The organism is [Mycoplasma] phocae (assembly GCF_003332325.1).
In the GTDB taxonomy this organism is placed as follows: domain Bacteria; phylum Bacillota_I; class Bacilli_A; order Mycoplasmatales; family Metamycoplasmataceae; genus Metamycoplasma; species Metamycoplasma phocae.
Genome location: NZ_CP029295.1, coordinates 223,678 through 247,915, shown reverse-complemented (window position 1 = coordinate 247,915; position 24,238 = coordinate 223,678). Strand labels below are relative to the sequence as shown.

General features: G+C 25.6%; 21 protein-coding genes and 1 other RNA gene. 4 read left to right on the top strand and 18 right to left on the bottom strand.

Features of this window, described 5'->3' with window-relative positions:
* Positions 1 to 4: 4 nt before the first annotated feature.
* From DA803_RS01095 to ruvA, 16 genes are all read right to left on the bottom strand, one after another.
* Positions 5 to 949 carry an energy-coupling factor transporter transmembrane component T family protein gene (locus tag DA803_RS01095; protein ID WP_114190799.1) on the bottom strand — a complete coding sequence of 315 codons (945 nt, stop codon included), beginning with the start codon at positions 947 to 949 and terminating at the stop codon, positions 5 to 7.
* The gene (locus DA803_RS01090; protein ID WP_114190798.1) at positions 942 to 1,982 is read right to left on the bottom strand and encodes an ATP-binding cassette domain-containing protein; all 1,041 of its coding nucleotides are present in this window, start codon (positions 1,980 to 1,982) and stop codon (positions 942 to 944) included. The genes DA803_RS01095 and DA803_RS01090 overlap by 8 nt, the downstream gene beginning before the upstream one ends.
* Positions 1,973 to 2,770 (bottom strand): energy-coupling factor transporter ATPase, encoded by a 798-nt coding sequence (locus DA803_RS01085; protein ID WP_114190797.1) that lies wholly within the window; start codon positions 2,768 to 2,770, stop codon positions 1,973 to 1,975. Before DA803_RS01085 ends, DA803_RS01090 begins: the two co-directional genes overlap by 10 nt.
* Before the next feature lie 63 nt (positions 2,771 to 2,833).
* Entirely contained in the window at positions 2,834 to 3,376 is a 543-nt protein-coding gene (gene hpt / locus DA803_RS01080; protein WP_114190796.1) for a hypoxanthine phosphoribosyltransferase, read from the bottom strand.
* Positions 3,351 to 4,025 (bottom strand): deoxynucleoside kinase, encoded by a 675-nt coding sequence (locus DA803_RS01075; RefSeq protein ID WP_114190795.1) that lies wholly within the window; start codon positions 4,023 to 4,025, stop codon positions 3,351 to 3,353. The genes hpt and DA803_RS01075 overlap by 26 nt, the downstream gene beginning before the upstream one ends.
* Positions 4,026 to 4,120: 95 nt before the next feature.
* On the bottom strand, positions 4,121 to 4,996 hold the full coding sequence (locus DA803_RS01070; RefSeq protein ID WP_114190794.1) for a bifunctional 5,10-methylenetetrahydrofolate dehydrogenase/5,10-methenyltetrahydrofolate cyclohydrolase: 876 nt from the start codon (positions 4,994 to 4,996) through the stop codon (positions 4,121 to 4,123).
* Positions 4,997 to 4,999: 3 nt separating this feature from the next.
* Complete coding sequence (locus DA803_RS01065) at positions 5,000 to 5,182, bottom strand: DUF2188 domain-containing protein (RefSeq protein WP_114190793.1); 183 nt, start codon at positions 5,180 to 5,182, stop codon at positions 5,000 to 5,002.
* Between the two features lie 89 nt (positions 5,183 to 5,271).
* Positions 5,272 to 5,638, bottom strand: a transfer-messenger RNA (tmRNA) gene (gene ssrA / locus DA803_RS01060).
* Positions 5,638 to 6,069 (bottom strand): SsrA-binding protein SmpB, encoded by a 432-nt coding sequence (gene smpB, locus DA803_RS01055; RefSeq protein ID WP_170120258.1) that lies wholly within the window; start codon positions 6,067 to 6,069, stop codon positions 5,638 to 5,640. The genes ssrA and smpB overlap by 1 nt, the downstream gene beginning before the upstream one ends.
* A 28-nt stretch (positions 6,070 to 6,097) precedes the next feature.
* On the bottom strand, positions 6,098 to 8,236 hold the full coding sequence (gene rnr / locus DA803_RS06075; RefSeq protein WP_114190792.1) for a ribonuclease R: 2,139 nt from the start codon (positions 8,234 to 8,236) through the stop codon (positions 6,098 to 6,100).
* 5 nt (positions 8,237 to 8,241) lie between these two features.
* Complete coding sequence (secG, locus tag DA803_RS01045; protein ID WP_114190791.1) at positions 8,242 to 8,493, bottom strand: preprotein translocase subunit SecG; 252 nt, start codon at positions 8,491 to 8,493, stop codon at positions 8,242 to 8,244.
* Positions 8,494 to 8,507: 14 nt separating this feature from the next.
* Entirely contained in the window at positions 8,508 to 10,181 is a 1,674-nt protein-coding gene (aspS, locus tag DA803_RS06070; protein ID WP_114191191.1) for an aspartate--tRNA ligase, read from the bottom strand.
* 4 nt (positions 10,182 to 10,185) lie between these two features.
* Positions 10,186 to 11,445 carry a histidine--tRNA ligase gene (gene hisS, locus DA803_RS01035; RefSeq protein WP_114190790.1) on the bottom strand — a complete coding sequence of 420 codons (1,260 nt, stop codon included), beginning with the start codon at positions 11,443 to 11,445 and terminating at the stop codon, positions 10,186 to 10,188.
* A 15-nt stretch (positions 11,446 to 11,460) separates the two neighbouring features.
* Complete coding sequence (gene secDF / locus DA803_RS06065) at positions 11,461 to 14,106, bottom strand: protein translocase subunit SecDF (protein WP_114190789.1); 2,646 nt, start codon at positions 14,104 to 14,106, stop codon at positions 11,461 to 11,463.
* Positions 14,107 to 14,141: 35 nt separating this feature from the next.
* Complete coding sequence (gene ruvB / locus DA803_RS01025; RefSeq protein ID WP_114190788.1) at positions 14,142 to 15,092, bottom strand: Holliday junction branch migration DNA helicase RuvB; 951 nt, start codon at positions 15,090 to 15,092, stop codon at positions 14,142 to 14,144.
* Positions 15,076 to 15,687 carry a Holliday junction branch migration protein RuvA gene (ruvA, locus tag DA803_RS06060; protein ID WP_114190787.1) on the bottom strand — a complete coding sequence of 204 codons (612 nt, stop codon included), beginning with the start codon at positions 15,685 to 15,687 and terminating at the stop codon, positions 15,076 to 15,078. The genes ruvB and ruvA overlap by 17 nt, the downstream gene beginning before the upstream one ends.
* A 109-nt stretch (positions 15,688 to 15,796) precedes the next feature.
* Here ruvA and DA803_RS01015 point away from each other — a divergent pair, with 109 nt between their 5' ends.
* Positions 15,797 to 16,345: an inorganic diphosphatase gene (locus DA803_RS01015; RefSeq protein ID WP_114190786.1), complete on the top strand. Its 549-nt coding sequence runs from the start codon at positions 15,797 to 15,799 to the stop codon at positions 16,343 to 16,345.
* A gap of 863 nt (positions 16,346 to 17,208) precedes the next feature.
* Positions 17,209 to 18,921, top strand: coding sequence for a hypothetical protein (locus DA803_RS01005; RefSeq protein WP_170120257.1), 1,713 nt, complete (start codon positions 17,209 to 17,211; stop codon positions 18,919 to 18,921).
* A 180-nt stretch (positions 18,922 to 19,101) separates the two neighbouring features.
* On the opposite strand, the gene DA803_RS01000 is transcribed toward DA803_RS01005, so the two are convergent.
* Positions 19,102 to 19,383: a hypothetical protein gene (locus DA803_RS01000; protein WP_114190783.1), complete on the bottom strand. Its 282-nt coding sequence runs from the start codon at positions 19,381 to 19,383 to the stop codon at positions 19,102 to 19,104.
* Between DA803_RS01000 and DA803_RS00995 the strand changes: the two genes are divergently transcribed.
* Positions 19,361 to 21,022 carry a hypothetical protein gene (locus DA803_RS00995; RefSeq protein ID WP_114190782.1) on the top strand — a complete coding sequence of 554 codons (1,662 nt, stop codon included), beginning with the start codon at positions 19,361 to 19,363 and terminating at the stop codon, positions 21,020 to 21,022. The genes DA803_RS01000 and DA803_RS00995 overlap by 23 nt on opposite strands.
* Positions 21,023 to 21,149: 127 nt before the next feature.
* Positions 21,150 to 23,189 (top strand): hypothetical protein, encoded by a 2,040-nt coding sequence (locus tag DA803_RS06055; RefSeq protein ID WP_114190781.1) that lies wholly within the window; start codon positions 21,150 to 21,152, stop codon positions 23,187 to 23,189.
* A 32-nt stretch (positions 23,190 to 23,221) separates the two neighbouring features.
* Here DA803_RS06055 and DA803_RS06050 read toward each other — a convergent pair whose 3' ends face one another.
* Complete coding sequence (locus DA803_RS06050; RefSeq protein WP_114190780.1) at positions 23,222 to 24,238, bottom strand: HxHSH motif-containing lipoprotein; 1,017 nt, start codon at positions 24,236 to 24,238, stop codon at positions 23,222 to 23,224.

Sequence of the window (24,238 nt, the reverse complement as noted above, 5' to 3'; positions counted from 1 at the left end):
ATTCCTAAACTCTTTGAAATGTTACTAATCATCATGATGGCAAGCTAACTGCATCTAATTGACATACAATAACAAACGCTGATAACAATCCTATTAATAAAATTGCGACCATATTTCTTCAACTAGGAAATAATTGACGATAATGACTTCTCTTTGAATATGGTTCATATCCTCTCGAAGTCATAGCATCAGCTAAATCATTGGCTTTTGTGAATGAAGAGACAAAAATAGGAACAATTAAAACTACAAAAGATTTCATTTTATCTTTAATATTTCCATTTTTAAAATCAACTCCCCGACTTGATTGAGCTTTCATTATTCTTCCTGACTCTTCTAATAGTGTAGGAATGAATCTTAGTGCGATTGAGATTATCATAGTAATTATTTCGGTTGGAATTTTAATTAATTTTAATGGAAATAGTAAATCATTGATTGCCCTAGTTAACAAAACAGGCTTTGTAGATACTGTTAGTACTGTTGTTGTTAGAATAACACCATAAATTCTTATAAATATTGATACTGTTCTAAAAATAGTAAATTTAGTTAATTGAAAAACCTTATCTTGGCCAAATGGCGCTCAATAAATAGTGTTAATTATTGTTTTACCACGGTAGTAAACATATGAATCAACATTTGCCTCCGAACCTATAGGAATAAACTCTCCACTAGCATTGGCGGCTGCACCTTTAATTGTTAGCATATTAACAATGAGTAAAAAAATTGCTATATAAAGCGGTAATTTTAATTTTGAAAAACAGGACTTAATTGATTTAGTGGCAATAATATAAACTACCATCATAAAAATTGTCAAAATAATTAGAGTAATAAAGTGATCGGCAATAAAAAAAAGTATTATAAAAAGAATATTTGCTAAAAATTTTAATCGTGGATCTAATTTATGAATAGGAGTTTCCAAATTCAAATATTTTCCAATAATGGCTTTATTCATGTTTGCGACTCCTTTTTGATTTTTTATTCTTTAAATATTCATTTAATTTGTTTCCTAATTCATCAATACTAGTAACTTTGCCAACATCAATATTATTTTCTTTTAGTTTAGCAACAAATGATAGTAATTTTGTTGGAATTAAATTATTTTTTAATAGCAATTCTTGGTCATTTAAAATCTCATAGGTGTTACCATCTTTAATAATTTGTCCATCCTTAACAAATAATGTTCGGTTTGTTCATTTTAGAGCATTATCTAAATCGTGAGTAACAATAACAATTGTTTTTCCTTGTTTGTATAAATTATAAAATAGTTGAAGCATTTCTTCAACACCTTGAGGATCTAATCCAGCAGTTGGTTCATCCAAAACAAGAAATCGTGGTTCCATTGCTAAGATTCCAGCAAGAGCAACTCTTCTTTTTTGTCCTCCTGATAAATTAAAGGGACTTCTATGTAAATAATCAATTGGTAATCCCACCATTTCTAAATATTTACCTGCTAATTCTTTTGCTTTATTCTTTTTAATACCCATTGAAATAGGACCAAAAATAATGTCTTTTTCAATTGTCGATTCAAAAAGTTGATATTCAGCAAATTGAAAAACAACACCAACTTGTTTCCGCAAAGATTTAACTTTTTTTATTTTTTTTATTGTTTTAGATATTTCAATATCAGTCTCAATAATTTCTATTCTTTCATATTTTGGAATATTTAAATATTCTGCCAAATCAGCTTTGTATTTTTCTAAATTTTTATTATATTCATCTTGATCTTTAAATTTTGATTTATTTGGTTTAGTTGGTTTTTTTTGTTTTTGAACAAAAGGAACATCCTTAAAAATGATTTTTCCCGAATTGGGAATTAGAAGAGCATTAAAATGTTCTATTAAAGTTGTTTTTCCTGAACCTGTTGGCCCAATAATTGAAATTGCTTCATTTTCATTTATTTCAACCGAAACATCATCTAAAACTTTTATATATGTAGGAAGACCTTTATTGTATTCTTTTGATATATTTTGAACTTTTATTTGCATAATTGTTTAATAAGCTCCTCTGCATCATATGTTGGGTCAATTCCTTCAATCATTTGGCTTAACTTATAAATAAATGGTGAATCGATTTTTGCTATTTGAATAATTTCTTTATTATTTAATATTTCAATTGGTTTTCCTTGAGCGATAACTTGTCCACCAGAGAAAACTATTAATTTATCAGCTAATAAAGCTTCATCCATATCATGAGTAATTGAAATTAGAGTTTTGTTAGTAGTTTTGTGTAAATTATGAATTATTTTGTAAATATCATTTCGTCCTTTGGGATCTAACATAGAAGTAATTTCATCGAAAATGATAATATCTGGATTTAAAGCTAGTGTTGAAGCAATAGCAACCCTTTGTTTTTGTCCACCTGATAAATTTTGTGGTTCACGCTCTAGTTGATCTAACATTCCAACTTCGTCTGCATACTTTAAAACAATCTCATGCATTTCTTCATATGTCATTTTTTTATTTTCTAATCCAAAAGCAATATCATCCTCAACTGTCGATCCAATAAATTGATTATCTGGGTTTTGAAAAACTATTCCGATTTTTTTACGAATTTCTCGTAAATTTTCTGAATTTATTTCTAATCCGTCTATCAGTATTTTTCCTGATGTTGATTTATAAATTGCGGATAAAACTTTGGAAAATGTACTCTTTCCAGAACCATTGTGACCTAAAATTGCAACATACTGTCCATCTTCAATTTTGAGATCAACTTCAAACAAAGCAAAACGTTGAGCGCCGGGATATTTATAACATAATTTTTTTACTTCTATCATAACTTTATAATTATAATATCTAATAACTTAAATTATTTTTTTTATATTAAATAAAATAAAAAGCTATTTTTCTAGCTTTATTGTTCCTATGTATGGTAGTTGTCGCATTTTTTCATCTCAATCAAATCCAAAACCAACAACAAAATCATCTTTTCCAATAATAAATCCATAGTTATTTGGTTCAAAATTTACAACTCTATTACTTGGTTTATTTAACAGTGTTAAAACCTTTAATGACTTTGGATTTCTTGATTTTAACATTGAAACTACTTTTTCCATTGTCTTAGCAGTATCAACAATGTCTTCAACTATTAAAACATCTTTATTTTCTATGTTATTTATCAAGTCTAAAACAATTTTAACATTTCCTGATGATTTGTCAGTGCCTTCATATGAACTTGTTATCATAAAATCCATTACGAAATCAACTGTTATTCCTTTTATTAGTTGAGCCATAAAGGGTAAACATCCTTTTAGTAGTCCAACTAAAATTAAATTATCAGAATTTTTATATTCGTCATTTACCCAATTGGCTAATTCAGATATTCGCTTTTCTAATGTTTCTTGGTCAAATAATATTCTATCTATTCTCGAATCTATTTTCATATTTTAAAGACTCCTTATCGATTATTGCAATTGCCTTCTCTAACACTTGATCTTCTGTTAGGTTATTTGTATCAATTATTATATAATTTAGGTTGAATTTATTTGATATTTCTTTAAAAATAGTTAAATAATTATCATGTAATTTTTTAAAATAATCATAATTATTGTCCCAATTTTCAATTTCACTATTTCTTCCACGTTCAAATATTCTCTTTTTAAATGTGTCAAAATTAATATCTAAAAATATTGCTAAATTTGGTAACTCACTTTTACTAATTAATTTCTCAAAAAGCGCATCATAGGCCTCTAAATAGCGTGGCTCTTTTTCTTTTAAAATTAATTTTGCAAAAATATAATGTTCAACTGAGAATCTATCCAAAAATATATGTTTTTTTATTAAATCCTGTTTTTCATATTTAAATTTTTTTAACATTTCAATAAATTTTGCTGAGTGATTTTCTACAATATAAGATTGAAAACCAATAGTTAAATTAGGTTTTTTCTCATAAAGTCATTTTAAAAAAGTATTAAACACCTCGTCATCTTCTTCAAATTCGTGTAACATATACGAATCTTTGTAATGTTTGTGAAGTTTTTCTGATAGACTGCTTTTACCCGCAGCAATCATACCGCTTATGCCAATAATCATATTTGTCTCCTTTTTAAAAATAATATTTTTAATATTTTACATAAAAAAATAAAAAGATACAATATGTTTTGTACCTTTTTAAATATCTAAAAAATCTATCAGTATTTTTTTATTCTGTCATATAAATTAGCGAGTCCTGAATTTGCTATGGTCTTAGCTTTTATTAGATTTAATATTAATGAAATAACAGTCATAGGTCCAACTCCGCCTGGCACAGGGGTAATATACGAAACAATATCTTTATAAGTGTCAAAATCAACATCACCAACAATTTTGTCATCAATTCTATGTATTCCTACATCAACAACAACAGCATTTGGTTTTATTAGGTCAACACTAACTGAATTTCTAACTCCTGTAGCAATAACAACAATATCATTTTTAATGATTGTATCTTTTGGCGTAAATTTATCATATCGATAAACTTTATTATTTAGCTGTTCAAAATAATTAGACAAAGGATATCCAACAATTCTACTTTGGCCAATAACAGCTATATTTTGACCTGTTAACGAAATATTATAATGTTTCAATAAAATTATGATTCCTAATGGTGTAGCAGGTAGAAAACTATCCATAAGTTTATAATCAACATCATTATTTAGTGAACTCAAACCATCAATGTCTTGATGTTTTGGAATTAGATCTAAAATTTTTTGTGTATTTTTTACTTGATTAGTTTGCATTGGCAACTGAATAATAAATCCATCACTTTTTTGTTTTAAATCATTAATAGCTGCAATAATGCTATCTTCACTAGAATTTTCTGCTAATTTAATCAAAATAGTTTCCATGCCGATTTCTTTAGCAATCCCTATTTTATGTTTTATATAAATATTAGACTCAGCTAAATCACCAACTTGTAATATTCCTAAAGTTGGTATGTCGTCTTTATTTAGTTTATTAATAATTTCGCTAATTTCTTCTTTGATGCTTGAAGCTAATTTTTTACCATCTAAAATCTTATACATATTTTAACTTGTGAATTTTCTAAAAGCTCCGGTTTTACTTTGGACATTTACAGAAGTGGTGTCTTTAAGTGATTTAGCATAATCCACAGCTTCCTTTTGAGTTTTAAAAATTCTTAAAGCTTTTTTCCCTTTGGGATTTTTCACAGCCCAACCATCATCATGGTTAACTACTAAACGAACTGGCATTTTGTTCCTCCTATTTTATATACTTTTATTCTTTTATTATATCTATAAATATACTTTTCTAAATTAAATATTAAATTTAATAAAAAAAATGGTGGAGATGCGGGGAATCGAACCCCGGTCCACACATCGCCGCTATTAAACGTTTACAAGTTTATTCAGTTAATGATTTAAGCGAAATATATTAACTAACAAATTCTATTCGCCGATTAACCTAAATGTCATAACGAAGGCGGTTAAAATTTCGTTATCAAGCTCTCAACGATTTTAGCAAACCGAGCTATTTGCTAATCGACCAATTTAACTAGTATGCGTAAACTGGGTTTGAGTACATCATTGAGTTAACAAATGATGCTTTTTCGTTTTTTTGTTCTGCGCTTAAAAAGCCTAGAAGTATTTAGGTTTACAAGACCACTGAAGTTTAATAGCATTAACATATGTCGAAGCCTTTACATCCCCTAATAAATTAGTTTTGTTCTTTTCTTGATTTCTTCTTCTTTAATTTTTTCACGCTTGTCAAATTTCTTTAATTTTTTTGCCAAAGCAATTTCAACTTTAATATGATTATCTTTTCAATAAATACTTAAAGGTATTAAAATTAAACTCATACGATCCTGTTTATTTTTTAACCTTAAGATTTCATTTTTATGCATTAAAAGTTTTCTTGTCCGATAAGAATCACCTTTTACATGCATATATTGAGCAATATTTAAGTTATTTAATCAAAGTTCGTTTTTAGAACTAATAGAACAAAAAGCATTATCAAGTTTTGCATTAGCTGCTCGTAAACTTTTAACTTCTCATCCTAATAATTCAATTCCACACTCATATTTATTGTCAATTTCGTAATCTGATTTAGCAAATTTATTTTTGATAATTAGTTTTGACATAGTATAATTTTACAAAAAAAATGCGATGTTAAACTAACATAGCATTAATATTTCCTTTTTCACGATCAATTGAGGTGATTTGTATTAAGTATTTTTTTCCAACACTTAATGAAGTCTTAGCTCCTTTAGCTAAAAAATCGTTAATTTTTAGAACATTATCATCCATGTTTTCAAATCTTATTAATACACTTGTTTGGTATTTATCAATATTGAAAAATGCCCCAAATTTTTCAATGTTTGTCAATGTTGCATCAAATTTTTGATTAATTAATTTATCAAAAAATTCTGCTTTTCTAATATCAACAATATCTCTTTCAACAGTCATCGCAATTTTTTCTGATTCCGAATTTTTTAATGCAATTTCTTCAATTTTAGCGCTAAGTTTATTACTACTATCTTCATCCAAAGTTTTAGTTTGAAAAATATAATTTCTAATTAAACGGTGCAGCAATAAATCGGGATATCTTCTAATTGGACTTGTGAAATGAGAATATGCTTTTGAACCTAGACCAAAGTGACCAATATTTTTTGAGGAATAAATTGCTTTTTGCATAGTTTTTAGCATTGCCATTTTTAAATAATCGTCAAAAGAATTACTTTTAATTTTTTCTATCATTTCAGCAAATGATCTAGGATCGCCATCCATTGGAACAGAAATATTTTTCATATTGCTAAATTTTAATAATTCCTGCAAGGCATATAATTTATCATCAGATGGTTTATCATGAACTCTAAAAATTGAAGGAATTTTGTGAGCAATCATAATTTCGGCAACTGTTTCATTTGCATGAATCATAAAATGCTCAATTAATTTTTCACTTTCGCCTTCTTCTTTGACAACAATGTCAACCACTTTGTTATCTTTCATAATAACTTTTGATTCTTTAATTTCAAAATCGACATATCCCTCTGATTCTTTTTTTGTTTTTAAAATTTTAGCTACTTTTCTTGATGAATCTAAAAGCTTAGAAACATCATTAGGAATATTTATCTGACTTTGAAAATATTGATTAACTTGGTCATATGTTAATCGATAATTTGATTCAATAACACTAGCATATATTTTTGAATTAATATTATTGCCATTATTGTCAATTTCGGTTTCCAAAGTTATACAATTTCTTCAAACATTTGGGTTAAGAGAACAAATTCCATTAGATAATTCAAATGGCAACATCGGAATTACTTTGTCAGGTAAATAAATACTTGTTCCTCTAGCAAGTGCTTCAGTATCGATTGGATCACCTTCTTTAACATAGTATGAAACATCAGCAATATGAATAAATAATTTTCAATTACCATTGTCGAGTTTGTAACATGAAATAGCATCATCAAAATCTTTAGTATCAAGGCCATCAATAGTAACGGTCATTAAATTTCTAAGATCAACTCGGTTAGCAATTTCGTCTTCACTTACTTCGATTGGTAGACTCTTTGTATATTCTAAAACATCTAAATTAAATTCTCGCGAAACATCGTTTGAAGCCATGATTTTTTCAATATTATAATCATCATGATCCAGATTTGATATTCGCTTTTTAAACGCAACTTTGACATAATCAGAATTAGGTTCTAAAATTTCACAACTAACAAGATCTTTGTTTGTTATGTCATCAGGAATATCTTTATCATTAGCTAGTATGAAATTGGCTTTATTGCGATCGTCAAAAGCATTAAAATAGAATTTATTATTGAATTGATTAATTGTACCAATAACAATTTTTTTATTGTGTTTTATTACTTTGATTAGATTAGCCTTATATAGTAAATTATTATTAGCATCATAATAGTAGTATATTTTCGCCAAAACAAGATCACCATCTAATGATGCTCGTAATTGTTTTGAATTTAAAAAAGCGCTTTTAGATTCTGAATTAATTTCAAAATCTAAAAACCCAAGACGTTTATTTGTTATCGAAATTGTACCTTCAAAATCAAATAAAAAGTAAATAGGAATATATTTTTTTTCACGGTTTTCTTCAATTAAATTTTCTTTAATTAATTCGTTTATTTTTAAAGTTAATTCATTATTTAATTGTGGGGGAATTCTTAGTATTCTAGCAATTTGAATAAAAGCTAATTCCTTTTTTTGTATTATCAAATCTAAAATTTGTTGTTTTGTAATTTTTAAATTTGTAGTTTTTTCTTTATTTTTTGTATATAACATATTTTTTAACCTTGTTGAATAATTATTCTCAATGCTAGTGATAAGGTGAATAATAAAATACCTAAGGTAATCATCGATCACTTTAAAACTTTTTTGATTCCCCTTTCTTTTGAAACTTTAAATAAGTCTAAATCATTGCTTCCAACTAAAGCTCCACTAAAACTGTTTGAATCTGGTGCCATCATAAAAGAAATTCCAACAATTGAAAATGATATGATCATTAAAAATGTAATTAAAATAATTGTAACTGCTGCCATTTTATTCTCCTCTTTTATTTTTTGATATCAAGACCATACTCATTTAATTGCTCTAACGTAACATCGGATGGTGCATTTGTAAGTAAGTCAATTCCTTTGGCATTTTTAGGAAAAGCTATTACGTCTCGAATTGATTTCGAATTGGTTAGTATCATTAGAATTCTTTCAATTCCAAATGCTACGCCATTGTGTGGAGGCAAGCCATAATCAAATGATTTTAGGAAAAAACCAAAACGATTTTTTTGTTCTTTTTCTGAAATATTAAGAATATCAAACATCTTTTTTTGAATTAGTGGATCATGTATTCTGATTGAACCAGAACCTAATTCAAATCCGTTTAAAACTAAGTCATAAGATTTTGCTTTAACTTTATCAAATTCTCCAGTTTCTAAATACTTAAGAGTTGATTCTTCAAATTGTGTGAAAGCATGATGTGCAGGAGCGTATGTCTTAGTTTCTTTATCAAATTCAAACATCGGTCAATTAACAATTCAAATAAAATTAAGTTTATTAGGATTAGCAAGATTATAAAGTTCATTCAATAATGTTCTTACTGCTCCTAGTGATTTTAAGGCATCGTCTTTATCTTGATTTGCTGAAATAATAGCAAATGGAGATTTTAAAGCTTTTGCTTCTTTGTTATGTTTAAAAAAGTTTGCAATTTCACTTTTAGAATTATTAATATCAATAATATCTAAAGTGCTACCATTGTTTTTTTTGAAAATTTCATTAACGATTTTTTTATTTTCAGTAATGTCTCGGTCAAAGATAATTGCTTTGACAAATTCATTATTGTAATTTTTGCCAAGTTCTTCTGTGTAATCTTGAATAAGAAATTCAAATCTTGTATCAGGTTTATCATTTCCATAATGATTCATTGAATAATCAAAGTCCATTCTTGGAAAAGGTGCTTTTATTTTATGTCCAAGTGGTTCTAAAATTTCTTGTCACATTTGTTCGCATAAATTAAATAATTCTTCTTGATTGCTAAATGACATTTCAATATCAAGTTGTGTGAATTCTGGTTGTCTATCTTTTCTTAAATCTTCATCTCTAAACACTCTAGCTATTTGAAAATATTTTTCAATTCCAGATGCCATTAAGAGTTGTTTAAATAATTGTGGTGATTGTGGCAAAGCAAAAAACTTTCCTTTACGTCTTGTTGGAACTAAATAATCTCTTGCACCTTCTGGCGTTGATTTAGCTAGAATTGGAGTTTCGACTTCGATAAAACCTTTTTTATTGAAGAAGTTTCTGATTGCTAAATTCAATTGGTGTCTCAATCTAAGATTAAACAACATTTTTTCTTCTCTTAAATCTAAGAAACGATATTCTAATCTAAGATCTTCATTTGGGTTATTAATATTTTTATTTCCAATTTCAAATGGAATTTGTTTAGATGAATTTAAAATTTGATAACTTGATACATATATTTCAATTTCTCCTGTTTTCATCTCTGGATTAGCTTCTATTCTTTTCTTAACAATTCCATTTATTTTCAAACAACTTTCTTTTGTTAATTTAGGATCTGAAACATTTTCTAAAACTAGTTGAATTAGACCAGTTGAATCTCTAAAATCTATAAAAGTTTGTTGTTTAAATTTTCTTTTGTTAGCAATTCATCCAAATAATTCAATTTCTTGATTTAAATTTGATAAATTTATGTTTCCGCAATAATATTTTTTCATTTTTTTACTCCAATTCCCTAATTTGATTTTGAAAATTATCATTTCCATTATACACAATACTTTTTTCACTTTTAAAGGTTTTAACTTTAATTTCATTATTTTTTGAGTTCAGTTCTTTGAAAATTAAGTAACGAGGATTATATTTATATTGTAATTTAAATAATTGTTTAATATTAATTTTACTGTTAATTAATTTGACTTTAAATGACTTTCTTAGTTCATATGCAATCTTAAGTATTTCTTGTTCTTCTTCTTCATTTAAAAATGCTATTAGGATAAGATTATTTTCGACTAATTCCTCATATTTATCAAAGTTAAAATTGATAATCTCAAGTAATCTTTCAACCCCAAAGGCAAATCCAATTGAACCTAGATTAGGTCCGCCAAAAGAATTTATCATCCCATCATATCTTCCACCTGCTAATATTGTGGATTTACTACCTAGGGCTTCAGAATTTGAAACAAATTCAAAAACAACATCATTGTAATAATCTAAGCCTCTTACTAAATAGGGGTTCAATTTATATTTAATATTGAAGTCGTTAAGTTTATTTAAAAGCTCGTTAAAATCATGTAATTCTTCTTTGGATAAATAATCAATTAATTTTGGAGCATTTTTAACAAATGTCTTTTTTGATTCATCCTTATCATCTAATATTCTCAAAACATTTTTTTCGAGTCTTTGTTTTGAAATTTCAGACAATTCATTTTGATGTAAGGTAAAATAATCCTTTAGCACTTTAATATATTTAGTTCTAGTTTCCATTGAACCTAAATTATTTATTTCCAGAGTAAAATCACTAATTTTGATCGCATGTAAAAAATCCAGCGCAAGTTTAATAATTTCAAAATTAGCATTAATACTTTTATTTTCGATAATTTCAACTCCACCTTGATTAAATTGACGAAAGCGACCTTTTTGAGGACGCTCGTGTCTAAACATAGGACCAAAATAAAATAATTTACTATTTTCTAAGTTATTAATTTTATTTTCAACGAATGCTCTAATAGCAGAAGCAGTTCCCTCTGGTCTTAGAGCAATTTCTTTTCCACTATTATCCTTAAAGTGATACATTTCTTTAGAAACAATATCACTCATTTCTCCTGATGATCTAACAAACAGGTTGATATCTTCTAACAGTGGTGTTTCAATGAAATCGAAATTATAATTGGTTGCAATTTTAAAAAAGGAAGCCTTAATATATTCTAAAATTACTGCTTCTTTTTTAAAAATATCTTTCATTCCTTTTAATCTTTTAAACATCCATTCCCCTTTTTACTAAATTGAAAAATCATTAATTCCAATAAATGTTTGTTCTTCTATTTCTTCTGTTTTTCAATAGTTATTTTTTATTCTATTTTTCTTAATTTCATATTTCTTAATATATAACAGTCTTCATATGTTTGGTATTAGGAATATGTTTATTAAACTTAAAGAAATAATTCCAAGACTTAAACTTATAACAAATGTAGGATTTAAATTAGTAATTAGTGGTAGGATTACAGACATTAGCGCAATTGCTACAAAAATGTTTATAGCTTGTCTAAAGAAAATATCTTGTATGTAAATTTTAAACAATTCATCAATTTTTTCTTTTTCGTAAATGAAATTTTTTGTGTTTAAATCTTTTTTAAATTCTTCTTTTATTCTTTGAGAACTAATCGCTGAATCAACAATGTTCAACATGGTTAACAGAACTAAAGTTCCAAAAATACTATTATTAATATTAGTATAAGTAATAATTGTGAATAACATCACAAAAATAATAATTAGTGCTTCTTTTATAATTACAATTAAAGCTGCGATTAATGAAAATCTCATACTAAAGTATACAAATACTAATGATAATGAAGCAACTATTATTCCCATTAATAGTCCAATATTAAGTCCTAAATCTAAGATTCTAATTTCATTCATTGACTTCTCAATTAGCTCTAATGAATGTGGTAAGTTTGGTGAATTTATTAGGCTAGAAATATCCGAATTTGATCATACTTCAACCATATAAACTCTTGAGCCAACAATATTTGACATGTTTTGAAGTAAAACATTTGCTTGAGCTTGAGAATTATTTCTAATATAATTAGCTATTTCTTGCGCTGATTCTAAAGATAAACTATTGTTTGAACCAGTACTTAATGTGTAATAAAAAGAATATTTTGCTTCATTGGTCAAATTTAAACCATTTAATGCAGATCCGTTTACTCCAGCAAAGATTCCTCAAATTACTATTGTTAAAATAGCAATTACCGCAAAAATTATTGTGAAATATTTTGATTTAGTTATTAAATCGAACTTACTTACAAAAGTATATGCTTTTTGATTTTTATAAACTAAGGCACTTGAGTTTTTGTCAAATGTTTCTGTTTTTACAATACTTTTTAACAATAATGTATTAATAACAACTACGGTAAACAGTGCTAATAGGGAACCAATAAAAATTATTGTTCCAAGCGTATTGACATATAAAAAGCTAATAAATATAGCAATAATTGAACTAATAATTAAAATCGCAATACTATCAAGACCAACAATAAAACCATGTTTAGATAATTTGTTAATAGCCTTATTTGCATTTGAACCTTCATTAATTTCTTTTTTAAAAATTGATAGCTTATTATGAATTAATTCAAAAACGATGAATATCATAAACACTATTGCGAAGGCTATAATCGGTGTTATAGAAATATTAAATGCCGTAATTATTGATAGGAATACAAAGATAAAGAAACCTAGTGATAATAATGATATGAATCCCAATAATCTATATTTAGCAATTAAAAATAATGAAAATAATGAAAATAAGATTGCGATAACAATTAAATAATTATTTTGATTATTACTTAAATTAACGTTGAAATAACTATATTCTTTAACAAAATTAAATGGTAAATAAGAGTAATTAATTGCATAGGCAATAGCCTCATCGGTTAACCCATGTTCGTTTCTATTAATTAAATAAAATGATGATTCACTTTTATCAGGAGATAATAGAGCAGCTGGATTTTCGCTACTTATTAAATACTGTCTTGCATTAATTTCATTTAATTTTAAAACTGGTGGTTTAGTTTCAATAACTCTACCATTTTCATCTTTTCTTTCTTCTGGATTAGCACTATTATTAATATAAGCAAAGTTAACTGGATTTTCACCTGATTTTTTTCAATCTTCTGGAAATTTTTCTTTTGCTTCTCTAATAAAATCATGTAAGTTTAATCAAAAATAGACTTTTAGAGATGGATTATTAGGATTTGAATTATTGTTGTTATTTATAATATTTCGATAAAAATATTCATTTGATAATTGAATAAATTGTTCTCAACCTATTCTATCTAATTTAACTTGAATTCTTTGTCTTATTCCGCCCCTATTATAAGTAGTTGCTGGATTTTCTAATAAATTAATATTATAATCTTCCGGACCATCATTGATAAAATCTTCTAATGTTTTATTGATCCGATTTTCAACATTTGGATTAGGAATTCTTGAAATAAAGTTTCCTTTATAGAACAATGGATTTCCTTTTTCATCAGTAAGTGTTAGATATGGTTTATTAACCAAATTAGAAATTAATCGATTTAATTCTTCATCACTTTTAACATCATTTCCAGTGATTGATACTAGTGAATTTGATAGTAGTTTAAAAGAGTATGCTGATGTTAAAGCACCATTTTTACTCTGGATATATTTTTGTGTCAAATTTATAATATCATGTGGATTAGTTGTCTTATTTTGACCATCTAAATTTCTAGGTTGTATTTTCAAACCAATTTTGGCATTAGAAACCTGATTTGATGAATTTTCTTTTAGTTTTGGTCCTAAATAAAAAACTCCGCCGAAAACAATTGCTAGAATCATGATAATTATAAAAAATATGTTTAAAAATCATCTAAACTTATTATTAATAAATTTTGCCTTTTTCATAGCATATAATTATACTAAAACTCTTATTCTTTTTTTTAAATAAGTTTTTGCTCTTCTAAATATTTTATTCCCTCATTTGTTATCCGCCTTCCTCTTGACGATTTTTCTATTAACTTATAAATTAAAAGTAGAGGTTCAATTTCATTTAAAATAGAACTCCTATCATCTTTAATAATTGATGAAATTGAATCCAAGGATGCATATCTATTATAAAACGTTTTATTTAGTGCTTTTAAATATTCAATTTGTGGTAAATACAAACCATATAAATAAATATCTAAATATTCAAAAGCTGATTTTACAGTGTCAATGGTAATCTTTTTTTGTTTTTCATAAATACAAAAATCATTGACTCTTTTTAACAAATTATTTGCTATTCTCGGTGTCTGTCTTGAATGTTTAGCAATATATTCAATTGATTCCTTATCAATTTTTATTGAATTAGCAGCTGTTGACTGATTAATAATTTTTTCAATTTCCTTATTTGAATAGGGTTGTAATTTACCAATATAACCAAATCTATCTTTTAATGGTTTTGATAATAAATTAAATTTTGTTGTTGCGGCAATAAGTGAAAATTTTTTTAATTTTAAGCGCATTATTTTTTTGTTTCCATCAACACCTAAAGCAATATCAATTGCAAAATCTTCCATGGCAGAATAAAATAGCTCTTCAACATTTTTATTCATTGCGTGAATTTCATCAATAAAAATGATGTCATTTTCTTGAATGGACGAAAAAATTGTTAAAACATCGCTTTTCTTTTCAATCATCGGACCTTGAACATAAACGATATTAGTTTTAAACTCATTTGCAATAATTTTTGCTAAGCTTGTCTTTCCTAATCCTGGGGGTCCATAAAATAAAATATGGTCAATCATTGATTGTTGTTCATTGGCAGATGATATCATTATCTTTAGAATACTAGTTATTTTATTTTGGCCAATGAATCTATCAAAGGAATCAACCCTAAACTCTTGCTTCATTAATCTTATTTCCTATAATTTTAATGGCCCTCTCAACACTTTCTTCAATATTTTCACTAATACTCATATTCTCCAACGCATATTTTATTTGTTGTGATTTGAATCCAAGCATTTTCATAGTGTCTTCAAATTCTCTTGTATTAGTATTATTCATTATTTTTCCGTTAAATTTTGAAATTTCTTCGTCACTTAATTTTGATAAGAATTTTTGATATTTTTCACGATAAGCAAAAATAATATTATTTGCTACACGTTGATTAACATAGGAAACTTCCATTAGTGCCTTTCTATCATCATTAGCAATGTAATTTATTACATTTTCTCATCCTAAATTCAGTATACCGATTGCGGTTTTTGGACCCAATCCTTGTAACGCAATTAGATCTTCAAAGATAACAAGCTCTTTAAAACAATCGAAACCATATGTAATTTTGTTATATTCATTAATTACATTTGATATAAATATCTTTTTAACTTCTTCTTTTTTAAATCTTTGAATATCTGGAACATAAATAAGTTCACCTTCACCATTATGATCTAAAATTAAATAGTTAGTGCTAACATGCACAATTTTTCCATATAAATAAATTTTCATTTTTCTCTCCTACCCTATAGTTTAATTAGTTTTTATGAGCAACTTTTTAAAATGAGAAAAAATTAATAAAAGAAAGAGAAAGAGTCATAAAAATGCTAAAATTTAATTTATGAAAAATATTGAAGTAAATATTGAAATTAGTAAAAATTCAAGCATTAAATATGAATATGATCGAAAGACACAAAAAATTAAAGTTGATAGAATCCTAAGAGGAGGATTTACATATCCAGCTAACTATGGTTACATTTCTGAAGCTCTTGACTGAGACGGTGATGAATTAGATGTTTTAGTTTACTCATCTGAAACATTTTTACCCGGCACATCACTTAACGCAAGAGTAATCGGCGCAATGAAAATGATTGATTCCGGAGAAACTGATACAAAATTGATTGCAGTTCATGCTGATGATTATCGTTTAGATCACATTAAGAATTTAGATGATATTGACCAAATGTGACTTGTTAAAGTAAGAAATTTTTTCTCAACTTACAAAGAATTTAAGGGTAAAAATAAAACTCAAGTAACTGGTTTTGAAGATGTCAAATGAGCAGAACATGAATATTTAGAATGTTGTGAATTAATGAAAAAATATGGGAATTTAGATAAAGAAGAATTCATATCTAAAATGAAAAAAGAACACCCTGAAAAATATATTTAAGAATCTTCGCACTGAAGATTTTTTATAATTTATTTTTATTAAAAAACTATATTTTAAATTTAATTGTTATTAATAATAAAATATAAATATATAAATTAAAAATCTTAAAGTTCTACAAATAAATAAAGTCTACAAATATGAAAAAAACGGCAAAAATAATATATAACTTAGGTGAAATAATTTAGACACTTACTCCACATTGCGTGAAAACATTGTACGAAATTTTTATAATCAATTTTTTTTGTTTTATCTCAAATTTATGTATTTTATAAAATCAATATTTTATTGCCGATGATTCGCAAAGAACTAATCTGATCATCTATTTTTCAATAAGCATCCTTGCTTTATTAAGCCAATAAGAGCGCCAAAAATAAAGTAAATTTCCTCGTTATTTAAATCATTAAATTTTTGATTTTTAGGGCGAAATAATTTACCTTTTGATGATTTTATGTTTTGGATTTTAGATCCTTAATATTAAAATTATATGTAATACATCAATCTCGAAATAACTTTCTTTTATATCTAATTTGACCGTTAGTGCGATGATACCTATATTTTCCATCAATATTCATTATTGATGATAAACCGAGAATTAAAACAATTTCAAATCCACTTTTTGCAATTAGTTTGCATTATTTTATTTTTTCATTAAATGAAAATTGTTTTACATAAAAACACTTCTTATTTTCTTGGAGTGTCTAAATTATGCAACCTAACTTATAAATGGTATTAAATTATTTTATATTTTTAATTTAACCATTTATTCATTATTAATATTTTATTTCAAATTCAACAATTATAAAATATTCATATAACGTTTAAAAGTGTTAAACTTTTATAAAACAAATAAGGGAGATCTAACTATGAAAAAGAAAAATTTTAAATGATGAATTGTCCTACCATCTTTGATAACTACATTGCCGCTAATTGCTGCAGCATGTGATAATACTGATAATAATTTAAAACCAAATCCTGTTCCTCCAACACCTGAGCCGGAACCAGGACCTAAGCCACCAACACCAAACCCAAATCCACAACCATCGCCAAAACCAGAACCAATTCCACCAACTCCTCCTAATCCACAACCTGAACCCAGTCCAAATCCTACACCTAAACCTCCAAAACCAGATGATGATATGGATAAGGATGAAAAACCAAAACTTATTACTTTAAGTGAAGATCAAAAGAAAGAAGTAATAGACATTTTTGGTTTTGATAAGAAAATGATGGTATCAAGTAATTTGGAAAAATTAGTTGAAAAAAGTACAAATAAAATTAAAGTTTTAAAAGCGGAAGCAATATCATTTGATGACCTAGAAGGTATTCTTTCACTTTCAATTACAGGTTCTTATAATAATCAAAATTTCAGCATAAATGATTATCAAATAACTGGTTTTCAAAATTATAGTGCATTAAAAAATTTAACTAATTTTATTGTTTCGATAAACAAAAATTCTTTAATAGAAGATAATAAAACAAATCAAGATATTTCATCATTTGTGAATCATGACTTATTAAAATATCTTAATATTAATTCAAATAACATTTCCTTAAATGATTTGTTTAATAGAAAAATTATTGAATTAGAATATGCGAATTTAAATAGAAAAAAAGATAGATTAACATTTTCGTTTAATTATCTATATAAGTCAAAAAAAATGGGAAAAATTCAAAATATAGAAAAAATATCAATCATCGGAACTAGAATTTTTGTTTCAAATGAAAAAATTAACGATAAGGATATTTTAAATTTTCTATTAGATAAAAAAGTTAAAATAAAAGAAAATCTTAATAAAAAAATATTTGCTTCAGTCTATGAAGGTCGGGAAAATAATGCAAAAAATTCTATAGTAAGTACTTTTTTTGAATTTGATGAGAATGATAATAAAAAATATTTTAAGGAACAAAATGGCCTTTTATCAATACAAATAGACAAGATTAAATCAAACGATGTTGAAGGATTTTTATTAATTTCATATTTTGTTAAATATGAAAATGAAAACTCAAAAACGAAGATTATAAAATTAGAAAATTTTTTAAATGCGAAAAATGATAATGATCTAAAATCAGAATTCTTCTTAACGACTACCAATAATAATAAATTTAAACAAAATTTAGAAAATTTGTATAAACAATATGAAAACGACGCAAATGCAAAGAACATAAAAATAAATGACACTTCTAGTTTAATGAAATATTTTGGATTTGTTTTAGACTGAAGCATAATCAGAGAAGATGATAATCAATTACAGGATAAATTTATGGTTGATGATACAAAATCATATTGAGAATTTAAATATAAAAATATGAAAATATCTGATCTTTTAAATACTCGTAGTGGTATTTTGCTAGAAGATTCAAGAACAAATAAAGACAAAATCATATTTAACTTATTACAAGTTAAACCGTTAGAAATATCTAATTTGATCATTAATAAGCAAGAAAAAAGCTTAACGGCAGATTTTATATATGAAATAAAATTTTTTGTTTACAATTCAAATAATATTGAATCTAAAAATACAAGTGAAATTTCCGTGACTCAAAAAACTAAAATTACTTGAAAACAACAAAATTAAACCTGGACCATAAATCCAGGTTTTTACTATGAATTTAATTTTATAAATAATAGCTTTAAAATAAATTTTGATTATAATACTTAAGCTTAAAACTAAATTTATATGTATGGAATTAATAATAGTTATAAAATAGATATAAAAAGATTAAATTTACTAAAATTTTGCAAAACAAAAGGCGATCTAATATGAACAAAAAAACTTTAAATGATGAGTTACTTTATCTACCCCAATTGCAACATTACCTTTAATTGCGGCGGCATGTGCTAACGTTAATGATACACTTTCGCCAAAACCACTTGTTCCAAATCCTAAACAAACTCCACCATTAGAACCAAAATCTGAACCTACACCACCTACTCCGACTCCAGATCCAATGTTTAATTCTACACTCTCACCAAATTCAATTCCCAAAACAAAACTAGACAATTCTAATAACGAAATGAAGGATAATAACAGAAACATAATATCCACTCCTCCGAAACAAAATCTAGATAAAGATGATAAGGACAATGAAAATAATAATTTAGAGCTTGATAAGGATAAAAATGGTGATAATGTTATTCCAAATCCTATACCCAATGACAATGAAAAAACAGAAACAATAAATTTAAATAATGCTCAACAACAAGAAGTGGTTGATGTTTTAGAAATTAACAAGAAAATCCCTGTTTCTCTTAACATAAAAAATATAACAAATAAATCAAAAGACATGATAAAAATAACTAAAATAGAAATACTATCATTTAGTGACTCAAGAGGAATACTTATATTATCGATTTTAGGAACTTATAAAAATAAAAAATTTTTATTAAATAATTATGAAATAAGTGGATTTAATAACTATAGCTTTATGCAGAATTCAAGAGCTATCACAGTATCTATAAACAAGGAGAGATTAATAAAAACCAAAAAGGAAATAGCAGATTTATTTGCAATCAAAGGTGAAGAATTATTAACTTACATAAATATTAATGTAAATGGAATTTTACTAAATCATTTGTTTGACGAAAAGTTAATAGAGGTTGAAAACATCAACCTAGGTCAAAACAAGTCACTAACTTTTTCATTATATTACATTAATAAATCGAAGACCTTAAATGAAGATGTTAAAATTGAAAATAAGATAAAAATTGATGGAATTCGTATTCCTATTACTGACGATAAAATAACAGAAATTGATGTATTAAATTACATTTTAGACAAAAAAATACAAGTTAAAGTTAAAGACAATGAAGATAATAAAATTTTTGCTTCGTTCTATGAAAATAGGTCAAAAATTGTTAATAATGCAATTGTGGCAAAATTTTTTGATTTAGATGAAACAAAAGGTCTTGATTATTTCAAAAACAAAACCGGACAATTATTTATACAAATTGAGAAGGTTAAGGCTAATGACATTAATGGAATCCTGTTCGTCTCTTATCACATAATTCTTGAAGTTAATGATCAAATGAAAAGATCTAAAACAAAAAACATTGAAATTAAAAATTTTCCTAAGGCAGAATCTGATAAAGATTTAAATTCTCAATTTATTTTAATTGAGAATCGCTTTATTGATGGCAAAAATAGTTTTCAAGAAAGAATAAAAAAATTATATGACAAAGTTAAAAACGAGAATGATTTAACTAATTTAGAAATAACTGACAAAACTAATTTATTAACTTTTTTAGGATTTTCTAATGAATGAAATATTTTAAGAAAAACTGATAATTCTAGTCAAAATAAATATATTGTCAATGATGCGAGATCATATTGGGAATTTCAATTTAAAGGTACAAAGCTTTCAGACCTTTTAGATACTAATACAGGAATATTAATAGACCCAGAAACGAGAAAAGAAAAAATTTCATTTTATTCAATTCAAATTAAACCAATAAAAATTTCTAATTTTGAAATTAATAAAATAGAAGAAAGTTTAACCGCTAAATTTACTTATGAAATTAAATTTTATGTGTATTATGCCAATAACGTTGATTCAAATAACACTAAAGAAATATCGTTGATAAAAGAAAACACAATTTCATGGAAACAAAAGACACTTGGATATTATCCAAGTTTTTTTATAAATATTAAATTTTTGCAGGTATTTAATTTCAAATAACTTTACTAAAATTTTTATTCCCAAATTTGGTTTGCCAAAAAATTTTATTTTAAATAAAAATAATTATAAAATATATGTATATAAAAAATGAAATACAAGATTTTTATCAAATAGAGAAAGTAAAAATATGAAAAAATCAAAGAAAATATTATATATACTAACCCCCATTGTCATTGCTTTATCTTCAACAGTGGTTGTTTCGTGTATCATTCCTAATAATTCAAGTAAAGACCTACAACCTAAACCAAAGTCTGAAAAATCTAATAATGATATAAATAATAAAAATCAAGACATAATATCAAAATCTCCAATGCCAAATAACAACGAAATAAAAAACCCTGACAATCTAGATGACAATACAAGCAATAAAGATCAAATTATTAAACCAAACCTACCAGAAGTTGATAATGCAGAGAAAAACAAGGAAAATAACATGGGTGATGATACTAAAAACTCATTTCCAATGTTAGATGATAAAATAAATAAAAATGATGAAGAAAAAGATAAAACTCCACCATTAAATAATGAACAACAAGATGATAAAAAGAATATAAATATTGATGATAAAAAATCTGATTTAATTCCTAATCCTGATAATAATATAAGCAAAAAAGATGTTGAGGAAATAAATAAAAAGCCTAATATTGAAAATGATGAGAAAAATAACGAGAAAAAGCAAGATGAATTAAATACTATTCCTATATCACCTGATCAAGAAGAAAATGATACGGATAAAAATAAAGTATTAGATCCGATTGTCCTTGACAATGAAAAGATAAACGAATTAATTACAATTTTAAATTTAAATATGAATATTCCAGTTTCTCTTAATTTAGATAAATTCATTAAGGAAAAAAACGAAAAAATAGTCATCAATAGTTTAGATATTTTGGCATTTAGTGATTTAACCGGTGATATAACAATATCTGTCGAAGGAATGTATGATAAACATCCATTTTCATTGCAAAAACACAAAATAAGCGGCTTCAAGTCAGTACAGGAAATTTCTAAAAATAATATTAAAGCTACTATTAATAAAAATAATTTGATTGGAGATAAAAAGACAATAAACGATATAAATTTATTAAAAAATGAAGAATTAATAAATTATATAGATATAGAATCTAATGATGTTCTAATAAACGAATTTTATAAAAAAGGATTATTACAAATAAAAAGTTTTAACTTTGATTTATCTACAAAATTAGTAAATTTTGATTTCGTATATAAATACAAAGTTAAACGTATGAATAAAGATGAGAAAATTTCAAGTTTACCTCTTTCTGCTTTTAGAATTTTAATTCAAAATATAGAAATAAAAGATGACGATATTCTTAACTATATTCTTGAAAATGAAAAAATAAATAGTTCTAAAATTAATTTTTCTCAATATGCATCAATTTATGAAGGTAGATGACAGCAAGATAAAAAACTTTTAAATTATTTATTTAACAGTCTAAACTATGAAGAATTTAAAAATAAGTATTTTAATAGAAATGGAGAACTATTTATTGATATAAATTCAGTAACTTCAAACGATATTGATGGAATATTGTATTTGTCATATACAGTGACATATCAAAATGAAAGTGATGTAGCCATTCGTTCGAAAAATGTTGTTTTAAAAATTGAAGGATTTCCAAAAATTTTAAATGACAATCGCTTTAAAAATTATGGCAAAGATTTTTTAATAATAGGGAATATTTCTAATCCAAGATATAAAAAATTATTAACTAATTTATACAATGAATATGGAAAAAAACTAAGTAGTTCGGAGTTAGAAAAACTTGAAATAAAAGAAAAAAATAAAGTAATAAGGTACTTTGGATTCCCAAGTTGAAGTGTATTAAAGTTAGGAGCTAATGGATATGAAATAAAAAATAATTCTTCGTGATTATTCAAATATAAAGGTGGGGATATAATTGCTGATACAGTAAAAGAAGATGCGATATTAGAAGATTCCATCACTCACGAAAAAATACTATCACTAAAAGGAATAATTGTTGAACCTTTAAAAATATATAATATGAAAATTGAAAATGGTAGATTTGATGCAGACTTTGAATATAAAATTACTTTTATTGTTAGTGCCGATACAGGCATATATTCAGATAATCCACAAAATATTGAAGTAATTGATAGAACAACCGTATTTCTATCGATATAAAAAACAAGGAAACCATAAAAGCTTCCTGTTTTTTATAAATTTAGTGAGATATCTTTTTGCAAATTATCCTCTTTAGCAATTTTTTCTAGTAGATCTTTAATTTTTAATAAAAGCGATTTACCATCTTCTTGAAGCGATTGCTTTAGCAGGTTATATTTATTGGTTCAACTATTATCTCCTGAAAGAATTTCATCGATCTTTTTAAAGTTATCTTCATATTCAATATGGTTAATATTATCAACAATGTTGGGAATTATTTTTGCAAAATCAGCTTCGAAATCTTTTAACTGTTTAGCATTGTGTTTCATAAACTCTTCATGTCATAGTCCCATTTCATAAGTTAGATTGACAATTGCATGAGAGTGATTGTGTGAGTTTTTATCCGATTCAATATTAATATTAGCCAAATTTTCAGCTTTTGTGATTCTAGAAGGATCATAAATATGTGATTTTAGAAATTTTCAGGCTGCGTCAATACTTCTTTGTACTTCCCCTAAATTAACATCAAAACCAGATTTTCTTTTATCAATAATTTCAAGATGTTTGACAAATTCTTTTGATTCAAAAACTAAGTTAGTGTCAGCCAACACTGCATCAACATCTTGAAAAATTAGTGTGTATTTGAAAAGATAAATACCAAATAAATTATTCTTCATTGTTTTAATATCATTATTTAGTCATTTTTCATAGAACTTTGTAATTGCTTCAGAATTAGCTTTAATACTTTGTTCTCGTGCTAAAGAAATTAATTTATTTCGCAAAATTTCGACATTTCTTTTTAGTGGTAAATATTTAATTCGATAATTTCGATAGTTTTCTTTAGTTTTATTAAATAGTTCAGTTATTTCGTCATTATATAATTTGAGAATTTGTTGAGGAAATGGATTTTTAATAATAATGTCTTGTTGTTGATTGCTATCAATATTATCGGTATCAAAATGTAGATTTGGTTCTTTATCTTCATTTGTATGATTATTACAACTTACTGCAACAATTGGCAAGGCTGAGAGAATTGGTAGAGAAGCTAAATATAATCTTTTATTTTTCAT